The sequence below is a fragment of the Microcystis sp. LE19-8.1F genome, assembly GCF_027531715.1.
In the GTDB taxonomy this organism is placed as follows: domain Bacteria; phylum Cyanobacteriota; class Cyanobacteriia; order Cyanobacteriales; family Microcystaceae; genus Microcystis; species Microcystis wesenbergii_A.
Genome location: NZ_JAPZSO010000162.1, coordinates 1 through 16626, shown reverse-complemented (window position 1 = coordinate 16626; position 16626 = coordinate 1). Strand labels below are relative to the sequence as shown.

The window sequence follows — 16626 nt, the reverse complement described above, 5'->3', positions numbered from 1 at the left end:
TAATGATGATTCAATTGTCTCTAGTAATTATTGGTACATTGAAAACTTTTCTAACCATAAATGTTAGGCACAATTACCATTTTTTCCTTATCTTTATTGCTAACAGGTAACTCAATTGTTAGCGCAGAATCTTGTCAAAAATTTTTTGTTACCGCCCGCGATGGTTATGTGAATATCCGTTCCTATCCTCAAATACAAGGAAATAACGTTATTGCAACTTTACCTAGCGGCAGTTCTGTACAATTAAGTGAGGGTCATCAAAAATGGCTGAAAATTAAATTACCTCTTGCTGGTTGGTTAGCTGGTAGTCAAATTTCTCGAATTTCTTGTGATCAAGGTCGTGATTTACTTATAGAATTGGGACTGCCGACTATAATTAAACTTGGAAAAAAAGCAGCAAATGGCTATCAAAAAGATGCGGAAACTTTGGTTAAAATGTCTCCGTATATAGATGGGATAGTAGAGGAAAATTATGCCACAGTTATTGTACAATGGGCTAATCAAAATCCGAAATTTTTAGTTGCCATTCTCGATCGTCAAAGTCCAACTATTCGCCGAGCAGTTTTATCTTCTCTCGATTTTGGATTAGGGACTAACACAAATGAGCGTCAAAACTTGGAAAAATTTATGCAAAATATTTCTCCAAAAAGTTTAACTTACGTTGATTGGTATAGGCGTAATCCTGTTTATCCTTAGTAGCAAATACAAGATCAATATTATTCTTTTAATTCATTAAGGAGGCTCTTACTTGAAAACTAAGTAGTCATCAGAATATCAATTATAACTGTCATAAAAACTATTTTAGTTGCCTGTGGAGCTTCCCTTGAAGTGAACAAGAAGATGGCAGTTATAGCGTTTTTCAGTCTGCTGAGGTACAAAAGTTATGGGTTTTAGGCAAAAGGCAAGAGGCAAAAGGCAAAGGGGAAGAAAAACAGGTGTACCTCACTAGCTTAGGAAACGCTATATTCGGTTAAATATCGTTAGTATCGACAATAAAAAATGCGACATTAACTGTGGAATTAGATTATTAATATAGTTTAAAATTATCAAAAAATCTAACAAATTAGGAGAAGAAAAAGTTAAAAATATCGAAACCAAGAGTCAGGAACATCCGAGTTAAAAAAAATTCAAGTTCAAGCGATCGCCATTCCGATTAACCCGAAATCGGGTTAATCGGAGTTATCCTTTTTTTGTCAAACTAGAAGGCTCTCTTGGTCTTTTTTTATTTTTTTAACTCAATTCAGTCTGCCGTGGGGACATAACATCGTTATCTCCTCAACATCGTTATCCCCTCAATGACCGCGGCCGCATCTTAGCACTCAAGCCCTAAGAGTGCTAAATTAACTATAAGGAGTCCTATCACAACAGCGATACCATGTCCAAAATCATTGCCTTTAAAGATGAATCCCGTCGCGCCCTAGAAAGAGGTGTCAACGCCTTGGCCGATGCGGTAAAAATCACCCTCGGTCCGAAAGGACGCAATGTCTTGTTAGAAAAGAAATACGGCGCCCCCCAGATCGTTAATGACGGCATCACCGTGGCCAAAGAAATCGAATTGTCCGATCCCCTCGAAAACACCGGGGCGAGATTAATTCAGGAAGTAGCGGCAAAAACCAAAGATTTAGCGGGAGATGGCACCACCACCGCCACCATCATCGCCCAGGCTTTAATTAAAGAAGGTCTGAAAAACGTTACCGCCGGGGCCAATCCCGTCGCTTTAAGACGCGGACTAGACAAAACCATCGCCTATCTGGTGGAAGAAATCGCCGCCGTCGCTAAACCGATCGCTGGAGATGCGATCGCTCAAGTGGCCACCGTTTCTTCTGGCAACGATGAAGAAGTGGGACAAATGATCGCCACCGCCATGGAAAAAGTCACCACCGATGGCGTAATCACCGTGGAAGAATCGAAATCCCTAACCACCGAATTAGAAGTAGTGGAAGGGATGCAGATTGATCGCGGTTATATCTCTCCCTATTTCATCACCGATCAAGAAAGACAGATCGTCGAGTACGACAACCCCCTGATCCTGATTACCGATAAAAAAATCAGTGCGATCGCTGAATTAGTCCCCGTCCTCGAAGCCGTTGCCCGTCAAGGTCGTCCCCTATTAATTATCGCCGAAGATGTGGACGGCGAAGCCTTAGCCACTCTAGTGGTCAACAAGGCCCGGGGAGTCTTAAATGTCGTCGCTATCAAAGCCCCCAGTTTTGGGGAACGTCGCAAGGCGGTTTTACAAGATATCGCCATCCTCACCGGCGGTCGTCTGATTTCCGAAGAAGTGGGCTTGAGTCTTGACACGGTTAGCCTCGATCTGCTAGGGCAAGCGGCAAAAATCACCCTAGAAAAAGACAATACAATTATTGTCGCCTCCGGGGACAGCCGCAATAAAGCCGATGTGCAGAAACGTCTCGCCCAACTGAAAAAACAGTTAGAAGAAACCGATTCTGAATTCGATAAGGAAAAATTACAGGAACGCATCGCTAAATTAGCCGGCGGTGTGGCCGTCATTAAAGTCGGGGCAGCCACAGAAACCGAACTCAAGGATCGCAAACTCCGCATCGAAGATGCCCTCAATGCCACCAAAGCCGCCGTGGAAGAAGGTATCGTCCCGGGCGGTGGTACAACCTTGATTCATCTGGCTTCTAAGGTGAAGGCTTTCAAAGCTTCTTTGACTAACGATGAGGAAAAAGTCGCCGCCGATATCGTCGCCAAAGCCCTAGAAGCCCCCCTGCGTCAGTTAGCCAACAACGCCGGTGTGGAAGGCGATGTGATCGTGGAAGGTGTGCGCGAGACCGCTTTTAGCGTCGGTTACAATGTCCTCACCGGCAAGTACGAAGACTTAATCGCCGCTGGAATTATCGATCCGGCTAAAGTGGTGCGGTCAGCCGTTCAAAACGCCGCTTCCATCGCCGGTATGGTCCTAACGACCGAAGCCCTCGTGGTCGAAAAACCCGTTAAAGAAGCCGCAGCCCCCGATATGGGCGGCATGGGCGGCATGGGTGGCATGGGTGGCATGGGCGGCATGGGCGGCATGGGTGGCATGGGTATGATGTAATTCCTGATGCCGTCTGGCCTCTCAAAATAATCTCATTCAATTGAGCCAATCTGTCCCTTTTCTCGTTATCATCGGCATTAGGGGCAGGTTTTTTTTCCTCAACCACAGAGATCGCCTTTTTCCTCTGATGTAGAAAATTATAAATTGCTCCAATTGTCTGGAAAAATCTAGAATAATGATCCTTGAATATGAGTATTGCTTCTTTCTTTTTTAAATCTTTTAAATCTCTCTGCAGCTATCTCGCAATAGTCTTGTCGAATTTCAAAACCCACAAAAATTCTTCCTAATCCCAAGGCCGCTATTCCTGTAGAACAAGAACCAGCAAAGGGATCAAGAATTATTTCTACGGGATTAGATGAAGCTTGTATAATTCTCTCGACAATTGCTAAAGGAAATTGTGCAGGATGTCCAGTTCTTTCCTTAGAACTGCGCTTTTCTCCTGTAGTGACTTTAGGAACTTCCCACACATCAGAAGGATTTTTACCGAGGGGATTACAACGATATTTACCATTTTTCTTTTGATTGGGATACTTAACGTTAGGGTCACGAATATTATCTAAGTTAAAAGTATATTCTTGGCAATTTTTGAGATAAAAAAGCCATTTTTCATTGCGAGGACTAAGACGATTTTTTGTAGAAACACCTGCCCCATATTTCCAGACAATTTCTTGTAAAAGATAAAAGGGAGACTTATCCCAAAGAAGATAGGGAATCGGAACACATAATCCCTTTTCTGGTACTTCTAAATAACCGACATTTAGCCACAAAGCACCGTTATCTTGAGTAATCTGATAAATTTGCCGCAGCCAATTAGCACACCAATCAACATAGTCATTGATTGAAAGAACTCGTTCATATTCTTTGCCAATATTATAAGGTGGTGATGTAACAGTGAGGTCAATTTTTATGTCACTATGAGATAGTTTAGACAAAAAGTCTATGGCATCTCCTTGATAAAGAATAAAGCCGTTGTCTGAGTAAAAAGGTTGACCAAGATGACTAACCAGAATTTCTTGAAGAAAATTAAATTTGTTGGCTCTATCTTTTTCTAACTCTGGAGAAAATGGCTGTAGTAAGGAGGAAGGGGCAATCTGAGTTGATTGATGATCAACAATTGCCTCTGCTAGATAAGAGTTTTGTTCCTTATTGGCAATTGGACGAGACTCATCTTCCCTAGACGATAGTTTTTTTTGTTTCCCCTGGGACTCTACAACCATAATCTCAAAGGACAGGTAAGTATTTTGATAGTTTCAATTATGCCCTTATTTTACCAAAATATCACTGGAGTTGTGCTTAATTTAATAACTTTTGTAATCATTCTCCTTCCCTTACCCTGGATGGGGGGGGTAGAACCCCACCAAGAGTCAAAGATTGACTGATAAAGCAGCGAGTTTTCCTTGAAAAATCTCAACTGAGTAGATTGATAATTATGAGATGCACCCGAAAATTATCCCTAAAATGGTGGTAAATAACCCATGGCATTTTTGACTCGATCGAGAGTTTGATTGGCCACCGCTGCTGCTTTGAGACGACCTTGCCGCAAAACTGTGGCTAAATAATCTTTATCCTCTCTAATTTGAGCGTATTTTTCCTGAATAGGTTTCAGAGATTCTATGGTAACTTCTGTTAACATCGGTTTAAATTGTCCCCAACCTAAATCGGCACATTCTCCCGCGACCACCTCTTTACTTTTTGCCGATAAAATACTATATAGAGTTAGTAAATTATGGCATTCGGGACGTTCTGGATCATCGAAAGTTAAACCCTTAACTAGATCGGTTTTACAGCGTTTAATTTTCTTAGCAATGACATCGGGACTATCGAGAATATTAATCCGACTCATCTCGGAAGGATCGGATTTAGACATTTTATTCCGGCCATCGGTTAAACTCATCACCCGCGCTCCTTCCTTGCGGATCATCGGATCGGGAAGTTTTAAAATTGGTTGTTTCGGTTGTCCAAAAAGATGATTAATTCTAACGGCTATATCGCGGGTTAATTCTAAATGTTGTTTTTGATCTTCTCCCACGGGTACTTTATCGGCATCGTAGAGTAGGATATCGGCGGCCATCAGTACGGGATAATCGAGTAAACCTGTGCCAACATTTTCCCCCTGTTTAATCGCTTTTTCTTTAAATTGAATCATGTCGGTTAACCAATTTAAAGGGGTGATACAATTCAATAACCAAGTTAATTCCGTATGGGCCTTAACGTGGGATTGGACAAAGATAGTCGCATATTCTAAATCAATTCCGCAGGCTAAATATAAAGCGGCAATTGCTAAAGTATCCTCCGCAAGAGTGGCGGGATTATGGGGAACAGTGATCGCGTGTAAATCGACCACACAAAAGAAATTATCGTAGTCTTTTTGTCCCTCCACCCAATTGCGGATCGCACCGAGATAATTGCCTAAATGTAAATTGCCGGTTGGCTGCACACCAGATAAGATTCTTTGTTTACCCATAACTCCTGCGATCGCTTTTTATCATGATTTCATTGTATCAGTTTTTGCGGGTAATTTCATCCTAAATCCAATTGGGAAAAATCATTCTCAGATAATAATCCCGCACTGACAGGGGAATGCCTAAATAAATTGGTAGCCAATAGATAAAAGCAAAAATTATCAAAATTATCAGCGAGCGCGAGCCATTTTTATAAATAGGACTGGAACTTTCTAAACCATCGGCTAACAGCCAAGCTAGGGCAATCCAAGTGAAACTATAGGCAGCCATATAATGATAGAGAAAGGTACAGCGACTAATTTTTAACCAGGGCAGCAGATTGGCAATATAGTTACAGATAAGATAGGCGGAAATTAATCGCTCTTTTCGGTTAAATAATCGACTAAAAACCACTAGAATTGCTCCCGTAGAAAGCCACCACAAAAACGGATTACCCATAGCGTGAACATCATAAATTTTATCACCTACTCTCTCAAAATAATAAGCCACTGGTCGCCCCATTACTAACCAACTATACCAGGGAGAACAATAGGGATGAACATCAGCTTGATTGCCCTTTATTCTCTGATGAAATGACCAAATTTCCTGATGTACTTGCCAAAAATTATATTGATGGTTGACGAGAAGATGCGGTATCCACAGTAAACTATAGGTAACTAGGGGAAAGACAATTAAAGCGATAAAAATGTCCTCTAATCTCAGGTTAGTTGCCTTTGTCCAAAGATGATCTTTTGACTGCTCTTGCTTCAATAATTTTATTAACCAAGCAATACCGATAAAAATAAATATTCCCAGTAAAAATCCTAAGCCATTCCATTTAATATTTGCCGCTAAACCGAAACAAACCCCCGATAATAATAGCCAATTGAGTTTCTGATTTTTCTGGAGTGCTAATAAAAAAAATAATTGTCCAGACAAACCGAATAAAATTAAGTAAATATTATTGAGAGCATAGCGGGATTCCACCAGAAATAATCCGTCTAAACTGGCGAGCAAAGTTGTGATTAAAAATACATTTTTTCTCTGGGTTAATTGATAAGCAATTGCGCCAATAATTAGGGGAATAAAAGAACCAGTCAAAGCATTTAACCAGCGATAACTAAAAGTTGAGCGCAGGGAACCTGTTAAATTATTAATGGTTTCAGGATCGGCAGGAAAATGGGAACCAATCCAGATACCAATAGCAATTAAATATTGACTTAACGGTGGGTGAGACTGGAAAAAATCTTTACCGATGAGATATTCATTGCCGTATTTAGCATAATAAACTTCATCGAAAACAAGAGTATTAAATTGACTGAGATTCCAGAATCTTATCGCCAGAGAAAATAAAAATATTGCTAGGATAGATAGGTTAAATTTTACTTGATAATTCATGGAAAAATAATAGTTATTATAACTGGGAATTTTCTGTTAAACGCAAGCGAAATTCTTTGACGGCAAGACGGGGATTAGGATGGTTGACGTATTCGGCTAATAATTCTAAATTTAAATCTGGTAATAAAGCACTTTTAGGGATTAAAATATATTCGCCATTCTCTTGCAAAGAATAGATTTTTAACTGATTATCTTGCCAAAACCAAACCTCTTGAGTTCCCAATCTTTTATAAACTTCTAAAACTTTCAGGCTGCCACTGGTTAAGATTATTTCGATCGCCAAATCAGGAAACTCTTTTTCTGTAAATAAACAAAAACATTTGTCAGGTTCTTTCCCAGCTTCTTTTTCCTGTTTTCGCAACGTGGTGGAACCTAATCCCCAGAAATCAATTTCAGCATATTCCAAATAAGCTTCCACTAATCTACCGATATCTTCTTTGCTAACTTCATGACGACGACTAGGAGCCATAATTTCTACCATTCCATCTAAGTAAGTAATGCGATAACTGGAACTATCTTCTAAATGTTTTAAGAGGGTTTCGTACTGTTGCCAATTAACCCCAGAAATTAACATTCTTTGTTCAGGATCATTAGCTTTTAACTCGAAACCTTCTAGTCCTTGTAACCGAATCGTAGTCATCATAAAATTAATTACCTCGTCTATTTGACTTAATTACTTAGGAAGACTTATTTTGATTTCTTCTGGCGTTAATTTTAGCGCGTAAAACCCTAACTTTATAGGGATCAGCATCTTTTCGCCACAGAATCTGATAGCCTTTGATTGTAGCACAATGATCCTCTAAACATTTTTGCCAACCCTGTAAACGTTCGATCGCTTTTCTATCTTCTAACAATCCCCAATCCTTTTCTAATTTAGTTAAGCGAAGCAATTTATCATAGTTGGGATAATCCGCCGTTACTAAAAGCTCTTTTTCGTGTAGAATTGGCGGATTAGGACTATCACGATAATCGCGAAAACTAAAATCAGCCGAACCTAAATATACATCCATGCTAGTAGCTAAAATCGGATGGATTTCTGTATCAAAATCGGGATAATAGAGATAGGAAATTTTGGGTTGACGAAAAGATAAACGAATAACATTAGCATTTTCTAACCGTCCGATAGTTTGACTAGCACAACCTTCATATAAGCGTAATAACATCGGTAATTTTTCCAGAATGCTAATATGAATAGTTAGGGAATAACGGGAAAGTTTGCCTAAAGAACTATTTTCACAAGTACGAGCGATCGCTGGCAGATTTCCCGCACTTATTAATACTTCTTCTGCTAAAGCGCAAGCATTGCGATAACTGCCAAATAAAGCTTTAAAATCGGCACGGGTAGCGGGGGATAATTCTCGTACTTTTGGACATTGGCTAAATTGACTTAAAGCTAAATAAAGTAAAAGATCGGCGCGTCTTTTATCAGCAATTATCTCCCATTCTTCCGCTTCTGTTACTTGTAAAATCACTTGAAAAGCGCGTCTAAAAGTGCCAAATTCTGCCTTAATTTCTTCCTCTTGTAATAATTCTCCTGCGACGGGTAAACGTCCCTGCTGGGTGTAAAATTCCATCAGGGGAGTTAATAAATCTTCGTAATCTTCAAAGCGTTTGAGATGGGTTTTAATTTTAGGAGTGGTAGCGCGGGAAAGACATCTCGATAAACGAAAAGCTTCCGCTTTTTCTTCCTCTCGAAAAACTAGATAAACTCCCAAAGTTATCGGAATAGAATCAACTCCTAAACTGCTATCAATATACTGTTTTAGTTCTTCCTGTTGATAGTATTTTTGAAAGGTATTGCGACGGGTTATAATTCCATCTTCATAAGCCATTAAACCCCGTTCGCTATCATCAATTAAAATCTGTGCCGAAACGATTAAAACTTGACGGGTTAATTGCCAAGCTTTTAATAAGGCTTCCTGCCGTTCTTCGGCGGATTCAATAACATTAATTACATAGCCTAAATTAACAATATCAGATTCAATTAAAGGACTATCGGGACGATAATAAGGATCCCAACCTTCACTTTGATAACCCTGTTGAGCTATGCGTTCTATATCACCTCCATAACCACAACCGTAATCAAAAAAAGTGGTTTCAGGAAGGAATAATCCCGCCGCTAATGCTAATCTTGTCGGACGAGAAAGGGTTTTGCGAACAAGAGCGGCTTTGTGGCGATCAATTATTATCGATTTTTCCTTTTGTCCCTCTAGATTACAAACTAAATAATCTCCTGCAAAATCAAGGTGATGCTTTCTTAAAAGCCGTTGCCATTCCTGTTTAGTACCGATGGGATAAGAACTGTTTAAAAGTCCTAAAGCACTCTCGATTTTTGTGAGATGCTCGAATTCTTGATAAAGAGGATAGTCCCTAGTAACAAAAGTTTCTTTTCGGTGTAAAATGGGCGGATTATCAGCATTTTGATAATTCCATTCACTTAAGATTAATGTCCCCATATCTACCACTAAACTTTTAGTTAAAACTGGGTGAGGTTCCCGATCAAAATCGGGATAAAAAAGATAGGATATTTTCGGTTTATCGGTGCTAAATTTAATTATTGTTGCCTCGGATAAATGCTGATTAATTCTTGCTTGTTGTTCGTAATTCTGGAGAATAGGATCCAGTTGCTGTAATGCTTCTCGATGAACATAAAGCGCCCCCGGTAATAGTTTACCGATGGGACTAACTTGACACAGTTGCACGATTACGGCGAAATTCTCAGCCATGGCAATTAATCTGTCTAATAACAAATCCTAGAGACAGAAAAAACTAAATAAATCTAGTTAAATGAACCCGATAGCGCTCTTTTTTGGTCACAGTAACCTCACCCACTTCTAGACGACCTTTTCCCCGAAAAGAAATCAAATCACCGGTTTTAACGTTATAACTAGATTGACTGATATCTTTCCAGTTAACTCGCACATCCCCAGCGCTAATTGCCTCGGCCATTTTACTGCGAGAAATGCCAAAACCCGCCGATGCGATCGCATCTAAACGTAGGGAAGCTTCCACAGTATTAATTTCTTTTTTTTGCGGTGGTCTAACTTTTAATTCCGTCAAAGGAATCGGGCTAGTTTTCACGGGAACTGAACGCACTTGTCGCAAATTAGCAGATAAAAAATCTGCCAATTCAGGCACTACAATCGCCTGCGCTCCTCGCTCACCTAAAACGATTATATCGCCGACTTTTTCCCGAACGATCCCCGTCCCCAACATCGCCCCTAAAAAATCCCGGTGGTTAGCGGTATCAAAAAGAAAATTACCGGCAATATCAAGGGCAGATAGGGGAATATCTGTCACTGCCAAAGGTAGATCAACTCTAGCAATACCGAGGCGCTGTCTTTCTGCTTGGGGATAACCGCCCGATTTTTGCATTGACACATCGGTTAAACGCTGAAAAACCCGTTCTACTTCTGCCAAAACCGCAGGAGAAAGAAAGTCTGTCACCGTCACTTCCCAAGTCTTGATCGCTTGTTCGGCTTTATCAATAACTTTCGCTATCTCCTCGCGGTTCTCGACACCCTTTAGTAATTCTTCTCTTGGTAACATTGTTTTCTGGTAATTAATCAAAAATTCTTAGGAAAAAATCAGATGACCGATAACTTATTCCTAATAACCGTTCACCGTTCTAGGGCGTATCCTTGCAGATTTTCGGGGTTAAATTGACGGAGGATAAGAGTCGCTTGATTTTTTAGGTTTTCTGAACCCTGCACGATAATAATATATTTTCCAGCACCGAGACGATTGCGATAGGGAAGTGCATCGCCACTGCCGGACGACAAACCCACGCCACCACCGACGAAAATACTGCCCATCGCCCCCCCAATCGCCCCGGCAATGCCGCCAACAATATGATTGCCCGGTTCTCCGGCCCAATCAAAGGTATGCAATCCCGTAATCAGGTTAAAAAGGTAGCCACCGGCAAAACCGAAGGGAATTAGCCAAAAAGCCATGAGAGTAGCCCGTTTTTTGGCTTGTTGGAAGGGATCGATCAAACCGAACTCATCGGCACTTTTATAGCCGCGACCGAGAATGGTCACTTGAGATTGGGGAATTCCCGCTTTTTCCAGGGCAACGGCAGCTTCTTCTGCTTGTATGCGATCAGCTAACACGGCAATGAGATAATTCATATTCTCCAACTTTTCAGGCTATCTTTATCTCCCATTGTAAGGATTTTGGGTACGCAAAAGCCGATCGATCGAGAAAATATTAAAGGGGAGGCGTTAGTCAATGGTTAATTCAGTTTTAGCTGTTGCTGAATCAAGGTATGAATGCCAACTGTGCATCCTATCCAAAAGTTAGTTTGGGTCTAGGTTTTAAAAATTCCGAAAAAGGTTTCTATGATTGCTTTTGACTGATTGCCGTCCCGGTTAATAACATTGATGCTTGGTTTTCACTCCAGTGAATCATCCAACTCGGTTGTAATCCCAAAACAATAATAAATAAAGCCAAAGCAATTTCGGGAAATCTTTCGGGCCAGGTACTGCGAGGAATGCGCGATAATTCGGGGGTTAAACGACCAAAGAAAACCCGATTAATCATCAGGAGAAAATATACTGCGGTTAAACCACTAGCGACCAAACATAGGAGGGTTTGTATCGGGAAAATCGGGAAACTGCCACGAAAGACCAAAAATTCGGCGATAAATCCTACCATTCCGGGGATGCCGGCGCTGGCCATAGCCGCTAAAATCATTAACATTCCCGTGATTGGTAAACCTCTTTCTGGATTTAATAAACCGCGTAAATAATTCACATCCCGACTGCCGGTTTTTTTATACACTACTCCCACCAACAAAAATAACAAAGCGGAAATTAAACCGTGACTAATCATCTGCAAAATTGCCGCGGTGATGCTTAATCTGGTGGTGGCCGCCGCCGCTAGTAAAATATAGGCCATGTGGGAAATGGAAGAATAGGCCACTACTTTTTTCATATCCTTTTGGGCAATAGCGCAACTGGCCCCGTAGAGGGCGCTGATAGCTGCTATCGTTGCTAACCAAGGGGCGATAGTCACCCAAGCGTCGAGAAATAAACCGACTCCAAAGCGCAGCAGTCCATAGGTTCCTAATTTGAGTAATATTCCCGCTAAAAGCACAGAAACGGGGGTAGATGCTTCGACGTGGGCATCCGGTAGCCAAGTATGAAAGGGAAAAATCGGGATTTTGATGGCTAATCCGATGAGAAGGGGGATGAGGAGCAGTAATTGGGTTTTAACGTCTAAATTATTCGATAAAAGGGGATTATAGGCGAAATTATTAGCACCGGTTAGCCAAACTAAGCCGAGGAAAGAGATTAGCACTAGAAAGCCTGAAATTGCCGTGTATAATAAAAATTTCATGCCCGCGTAGCCGCGTCTTTGCCCCCCCCAAATAGCAATGAGAAAGTAAAGCGGGACGATTTCTAATTCGTAAAATAGGAAAAATAGCAGTAAATCCTGCGCTAGAAAGGCCCCCGCTACTCCGGCATTGAGTAACAGGAGCAGGGAATAGTAAAATCTCGGTCGGTTAACCTCTGTCCCACTAGCATAAAGAGCAATTATTGTCAAGATGCTGTTAAGAAAAAGTAACGAAAATGATAAGCCATCGACCCCGAGGGCATAATTGAAACCGAGGAAATTAATCCAAGGCAGGTTAACCGTGAACTGCATTTGCGGGTTCCTAGGGTCAAATTGCCAGCCAAGAAGAATATTAAGCAGTAAGAGAACGACAGCAAGAGTTAGAGCTAATCCTCGCACTTTTTTCGCCTCTAGAGGCGTGTAGGCAATCAGTATCGCCCCTATAATCGGTAGCCAAATAAAAGCGTTGAGCATTCTTTACTTTAATGGGGATGATAAACTTAATATTATTGCCTAAGCGGTCAATCTTTAGCAAGATAGCTATCAACTTTTAACATTTATTAATAAAATGAGCCAGAGATTACCATTACCAGAAATTCGTCGGGAAAAAAACAGCGATTTTGCTGCCATATACCGAGTAAATTCCTTGGCTTTTGGCCGGGAAAATGAAGCCAATTTAGTCAATGCTTTCAGAAATAATGTCCCTGTCTTTTCTTTTGTTGCTGTAAAAGAAGAAAAAGTTATCGGTCATATTCTCTATAGTCCAGTGTCTTTAGAGTCGGAAGATAAACCTAATTTAAATCTGCTGGGATTAGCACCCCTAGCCATTTTACCCGATTATCAAAGCAAGGGCATCGGTTCTCTTTTAACTCAATATAGTCTAAGGGAATGTGCCGCTAGAGGAATTGATGCAGTGGTGGTTTTAGGAAACCCGCATTTTTAACAGGAGCGCAAGGTTTGGTTAAGTATCGTCGAGAGTTTGACTCGGTGTCAAAAAAGTTTCAGCTAATTTAATTAAAGTGGTTCGATTAATCTTACCCTGAAGACTTTTTGGTATCTCTGGTAATTTTATCCAATGTTTCGGCAGTTTATAATTGACTAATTTATCTTTAATCTGGGATTGAATAATTTTCTGGCTTATCTGAGAGTTAACGGGTACATAAAAAGCGACAATTACCTGTACCCATCGAGAATCTGGCAATCCTAAAACCACCACATCTTTAACTAAATTAGTTTGTCTAATGGCAGTTTCTACCTCAAAAGGATAAACATTTTCTCCTCCAGTAATTATTTTTTGACTATCCCGACCAATGATATATAAATAACCACTTTCATCCAAATAACCTAAGTCATCTGTCTCGAAGTAGCTTGCTTGATTAAGATGGGGATAATAGCCTAAAAATAAAGATTTCGCTTCAATAATAATTTTCTGGTTATCGGGATTAATTTTTATCTGAGCATGGGGTAATACCTGTCCATTACTATTATTGCCTCGTCGAAAATCTTCTGGTTTAAGAGTGACAATTTGTGAGGCAGTTTCCGTCATTCCGTATGTGGGAGACAGAGAAATATTATATTCTCTAGCTTTTTCTAGTAAAGATGGCCATGCAGGGGAACCTCCTAGTAAAACTGTTTTAAAATTGGCTAACCATCGAGGATCATTTTCTAGAAAGAATTGTAATTGAGTGGGGACTAAGGAGATAAAATAATCTTGAAGATTGAGATTATTTACCCGCTTTTGTTTGATTTTATGGTAAGGAATAACAGCAAAATCTCCCCCCGTTAAAAAACTTCTGAGAAACTGCATTAAACCACTAACATGATATAAGGGCAGTAGGCAAAAAGAGTTAACCCGCTTGACTTGAAAATATTCAGAAAAACCTTTGACAGAAGCAGTTAAAGTTAACCAGTTATGGATAGCAAAGCGAATTTTTCCCGAGGTTCCTCCCGTGGGTATCATCAGAGAATTAGTCAAAGGATTAACAGGAGGAGAATTATAGTTAAAAACCTTGATATTTTCGCCAAAAATATAATCGGGTTGCATCAGAGAGAAAACCTGTTCCCATTCGTTAGTTTTCCAGTCAGGATTAGCTAAAAATAGGCAACTTTTTGACCTGACGGCAGCCAAGAATATCGCTAAGAATTTAATGGGATTGCCTTCGGCCAGCAGCATAGTTAATCGAGGATTATCTGCGGCGATAAATTGCTGAGAATAGGACTGATATAATTGATAAAATTTCTGGCTATTGTATCCATATAACCAATCTTTTTGACTGAGATATGCTAATTGTTTGCTGATGTCGTCCACAGTTTTTCTAACCAATCGGGTTCACTATTATTAAACCATTGTTGCACACCAAAACCTAAAGCTCGCTCTTTTCTGGGGTATTCTTGTGCTAGACGTAAAGCGGATTTTCTGCCGATATTAGTTTCTAAAACCGAGGAAAATACTAAATCTAAGGGATATTTTTTCCAGAGATTTCTTAACCCTTGTATTGAACCAGTAATAGCAGGTTTAATCACAAAAATTCCTCGCCATCCCCGTTGATAACATTCCTCTATTTGTCGCAGATTAGCTACGGATTCATCTAAGGCAATCTCCGTGGTAAAATCTTGACTTAATTGCAACATTTCCGCTAATTGAGATGAGGGTAAAGGTTGTTCGATAAATTCAATTATTTTACATTCATCGGCAATTTTTAACCAGATTTTACTCTCAGCAATACTTAATCCCCCATTGGCATCTAAACGCAATTTAATTTTCCTGGGTAATCGGTCAATTAATTTTTCAAATAAGTTTAACTCCTCTGCGAGAGAATTAACTGCAATTTTCCATTTATAAGTATTAGTTTTATTGGCGGCTAAAATATCATCCAGACAGGGAAATACTTCCGCACCAGTGGGTAATAAATAACTATAGTTTTTCGGTTCTAATTCTCTTGAGTGATTCCCTATACTTAAATCTTCTAAAGCTGATTCAAAGGCAAATTGACAAGCGGGAAATTGTTCGGGAATAGAAAAAATTGAAGTTATTGATAGGGGATTTTCGAGACTTTTACAGAATAATATTGCTGCCGATAATGTTTCTGAACCAAATTCAGGTAAAGGAGCAATTTCTCCCCATCCAATACGTCCATCTTCCGCTTCTAAGCGAATAATAATTCCTTCCCTAATTTGCCAGAGTCCGTGATGGGTTTGTAGGGGACGCAGCAAAGGACGCTGATAAACACGAAATTGCCAGAAATACATGATTAACTATAAGTAGTCGTGAAAATTAATTTTCTAGTCGAGATAGGAGACATTTCAGGGATCAGTAAACAGTAAACAGTGAAAGGCTGCAGCTCAATTTTATAGAAATATCTATATCATATTTTGGGCTTGTAGGGATAGGGACGGGTGCATCTCATTTTTGCACTCTCAAAAATTAATTATGCAAGAACTCTATAGTAGGGTTGATTCATGAATCAACCCTACCCAAACCCCGGAGCGCATTAGTTTTTCGGTGGGATGCTTACAGGCAGCTGCTGATATATCTGTAATAATTTAAGGGTCACTGATAATTGCTGATTGTCGGTATTTCTGCAAATGTGAGATGCAGCCTGTGGGGACGAATTGCATTCACCCTCTTTTAATAACTGCTGCTGCTGATCATAATTGGGAGAAAGTCCCGAGATGCACTCGATAAATATTGACTATATCGCCATATTTTGGCTTCTTTTTTGAGGTTTTGTTCTGCTAGACTCAATTGCTCAATACTTCATCGACGAGCAAAGGGGAAACCATGTTACTTTTTCTCCAACTTTCTCGGACTCCTGTGGAATTTTTTGGGAAAACTTTGATTCAGTTTTTTGGTAATTCGCCCTAGGGTGGCTCTACTGACTTTAATCTGTGTCTTTTCATAGAGTAAGTTAGATAATTCTTGCAGGGTTGCATCCCTGTTAGCTTCGATGATTTCCACAAGAATTATTAATTGCTCACTATTTAACTTGGTTGGGGGACTGCCTCCCTGGGGACGAGGACGGATATCTCCCGTTTCTCGATATTGTTTCAATAACTTTTGAATAAAGCTTTTGGCCACATTAAATCTTTTGGCCAGTTCTCGAATAGAAATTTTTTCTTTTTCCCAGACATCGATAATTTTTTGGCGAAAATCTACTGAATAGGGTCTCATGTCTGCTCTGGCTCTCAATTATTTGTCTATTTGCCTTCTATTGTACCTCATGGCTCCAATAATTGCCATATTTTCAATGGTAAGCTAAGACGCATTTAAAGCGCTTATTCTTAAGATTAGCCGAATCTCCCCCAATCCCTTTACTGTTGCCTCTTGCAAGAGTGCCTCTTGCCTCGTCTCAACAAGCAATTTAAATGCGCGGGCAGCTTAGCGATCAATCT

At 40.1% G+C, this 16626-nt stretch carries 12 protein-coding genes and 2 pseudogenes; 3 read left to right on the top strand and 11 right to left on the bottom strand.

The window, feature by feature from the left end:
- Positions 1–60 precede the first annotated feature (60 nt).
- Positions 61–696, top strand: a complete 636-nt coding sequence (locus O9334_RS15825; protein WP_238567739.1) for an SH3 domain-containing protein — start codon at positions 61–63, stop codon at positions 694–696.
- Between the two features lie 679 nt (positions 697–1375).
- On the top strand, positions 1376–3058 hold the full coding sequence (groL, locus tag O9334_RS15820) for a chaperonin GroEL (protein WP_002784220.1): 1683 nt from the start codon (positions 1376–1378) through the stop codon (positions 3056–3058).
- 167 nt (positions 3059–3225) lie between these two features.
- On the opposite strand, the gene O9334_RS15815 is transcribed toward groL, so the two are convergent.
- From O9334_RS15815 to O9334_RS15780, 8 genes are all read right to left on the bottom strand, one after another.
- On the bottom strand, positions 3226–4275 hold the full coding sequence (locus tag O9334_RS15815; protein ID WP_288001088.1) for a DNA-methyltransferase: 1050 nt from the start codon (positions 4273–4275) through the stop codon (positions 3226–3228).
- A 236-nt stretch (positions 4276–4511) separates the two neighbouring features.
- Positions 4512–5522 carry a tryptophan--tRNA ligase gene (gene trpS / locus O9334_RS15810; RefSeq protein ID WP_045356853.1) on the bottom strand — a complete coding sequence of 337 codons (1011 nt, stop codon included), beginning with the start codon at positions 5520–5522 and terminating at the stop codon, positions 4512–4514.
- Between the two features lie 61 nt (positions 5523–5583).
- Positions 5584–6897, bottom strand: coding sequence for a dolichyl-phosphate-mannose--protein mannosyltransferase (locus O9334_RS15805; protein ID WP_288001066.1), 1314 nt, complete (start codon positions 6895–6897; stop codon positions 5584–5586).
- 16 nt (positions 6898–6913) lie between these two features.
- Positions 6914–7540: a Uma2 family endonuclease gene (locus tag O9334_RS15800; RefSeq protein WP_190380544.1), complete on the bottom strand. Its 627-nt coding sequence runs from the start codon at positions 7538–7540 to the stop codon at positions 6914–6916.
- A 34-nt stretch (positions 7541–7574) separates the two neighbouring features.
- Entirely contained in the window at positions 7575–9623 is a 2049-nt protein-coding gene (locus O9334_RS15795) for a DNA phosphorothioation-associated putative methyltransferase (RefSeq protein WP_045356872.1), read from the bottom strand.
- A gap of 43 nt (positions 9624–9666) precedes the next feature.
- Entirely contained in the window at positions 9667–10446 is a 780-nt protein-coding gene (locus O9334_RS15790; RefSeq protein WP_045356875.1) for a photosystem II electron transport protein, Sll1252 family, read from the bottom strand.
- A gap of 71 nt (positions 10447–10517) precedes the next feature.
- Complete coding sequence (locus O9334_RS15785; protein WP_004158154.1) at positions 10518–11027, bottom strand: hypothetical protein; 510 nt, start codon at positions 11025–11027, stop codon at positions 10518–10520.
- 208 nt (positions 11028–11235) lie between these two features.
- Complete coding sequence (locus tag O9334_RS15780; protein ID WP_045356880.1) at positions 11236–12708, bottom strand: NADH-quinone oxidoreductase subunit M; 1473 nt, start codon at positions 12706–12708, stop codon at positions 11236–11238.
- Positions 12709–12802: 94 nt separating this feature from the next.
- Here O9334_RS15780 and O9334_RS15775 point away from each other — a divergent pair, with 94 nt between their 5' ends.
- Positions 12803–13177: a GNAT family N-acetyltransferase gene (locus O9334_RS15775; protein WP_045356968.1), complete on the top strand. Its 375-nt coding sequence runs from the start codon at positions 12803–12805 to the stop codon at positions 13175–13177.
- A 25-nt stretch (positions 13178–13202) separates the two neighbouring features.
- Here O9334_RS15775 and O9334_RS15770 read toward each other — a convergent pair.
- From O9334_RS15770 to O9334_RS15760, 3 genes and pseudogenes are all read right to left on the bottom strand, one after another.
- Positions 13203–14542 (bottom strand): annotated as a pseudogene (locus O9334_RS15770) (2-succinylbenzoate--CoA ligase); the annotation flags it as partial.
- Positions 14518–15483, bottom strand: a complete 966-nt coding sequence (locus O9334_RS15765) for an o-succinylbenzoate synthase (protein ID WP_288001052.1) — start codon at positions 15481–15483, stop codon at positions 14518–14520. The gene O9334_RS15765 and the pseudogene O9334_RS15770, both read right to left, overlap by 25 nt.
- Positions 15484–16054: 571 nt before the next feature.
- A pseudogene (locus O9334_RS15760) lies at positions 16055–16405 on the bottom strand (helix-turn-helix domain-containing protein); the annotation flags it as partial.
- Between the last annotated feature and the right edge of the window lie 221 nt (positions 16406–16626).

Coding starts and splice junctions, on each gene's coding strand:
- O9334_RS15825 (WP_238567739.1), top strand. CDS start 61: ATGTTAGGCACAATTACCATTTTTTCCTTATCTTTATTGCTAACAGGT.
- groL (WP_002784220.1), top strand. CDS start 1,376: ATGTCCAAAATCATTGCCTTTAAAGATGAATCCCGTCGCGCCCTAGAA.
- O9334_RS15815 (WP_288001088.1), bottom strand. CDS start 4,275: ATGGTTGTAGAGTCCCAGGGGAAACAAAAAAAACTATCGTCTAGGGAA.
- trpS (WP_045356853.1), bottom strand. CDS start 5,522: ATGGGTAAACAAAGAATCTTATCTGGTGTGCAGCCAACCGGCAATTTA.
- O9334_RS15805 (WP_288001066.1), bottom strand. CDS start 6,897: ATGAATTATCAAGTAAAATTTAACCTATCTATCCTAGCAATATTTTTA.
- O9334_RS15800 (WP_190380544.1), bottom strand. CDS start 7,540: ATGATGACTACGATTCGGTTACAAGGACTAGAAGGTTTCGAGTTAAAA.
- O9334_RS15795 (WP_045356872.1), bottom strand. CDS start 9,623: ATGGCTGAGAATTTCGCCGTAATCGTGCAACTGTGTCAAGTTAGTCCC.
- O9334_RS15790 (WP_045356875.1), bottom strand. CDS start 10,446: ATGTTACCAAGAGAAGAATTACTAAAGGGTGTCGAGAACCGCGAGGAG.
- O9334_RS15785 (WP_004158154.1), bottom strand. CDS start 11,027: ATGAATTATCTCATTGCCGTGTTAGCTGATCGCATACAAGCAGAAGAA.
- O9334_RS15780 (WP_045356880.1), bottom strand. CDS start 12,708: ATGCTCAACGCTTTTATTTGGCTACCGATTATAGGGGCGATACTGATT.
- O9334_RS15775 (WP_045356968.1), top strand. CDS start 12,803: ATGAGCCAGAGATTACCATTACCAGAAATTCGTCGGGAAAAAAACAGC.
- O9334_RS15765 (WP_288001052.1), bottom strand. CDS start 15,483: ATGTATTTCTGGCAATTTCGTGTTTATCAGCGTCCTTTGCTGCGTCCC.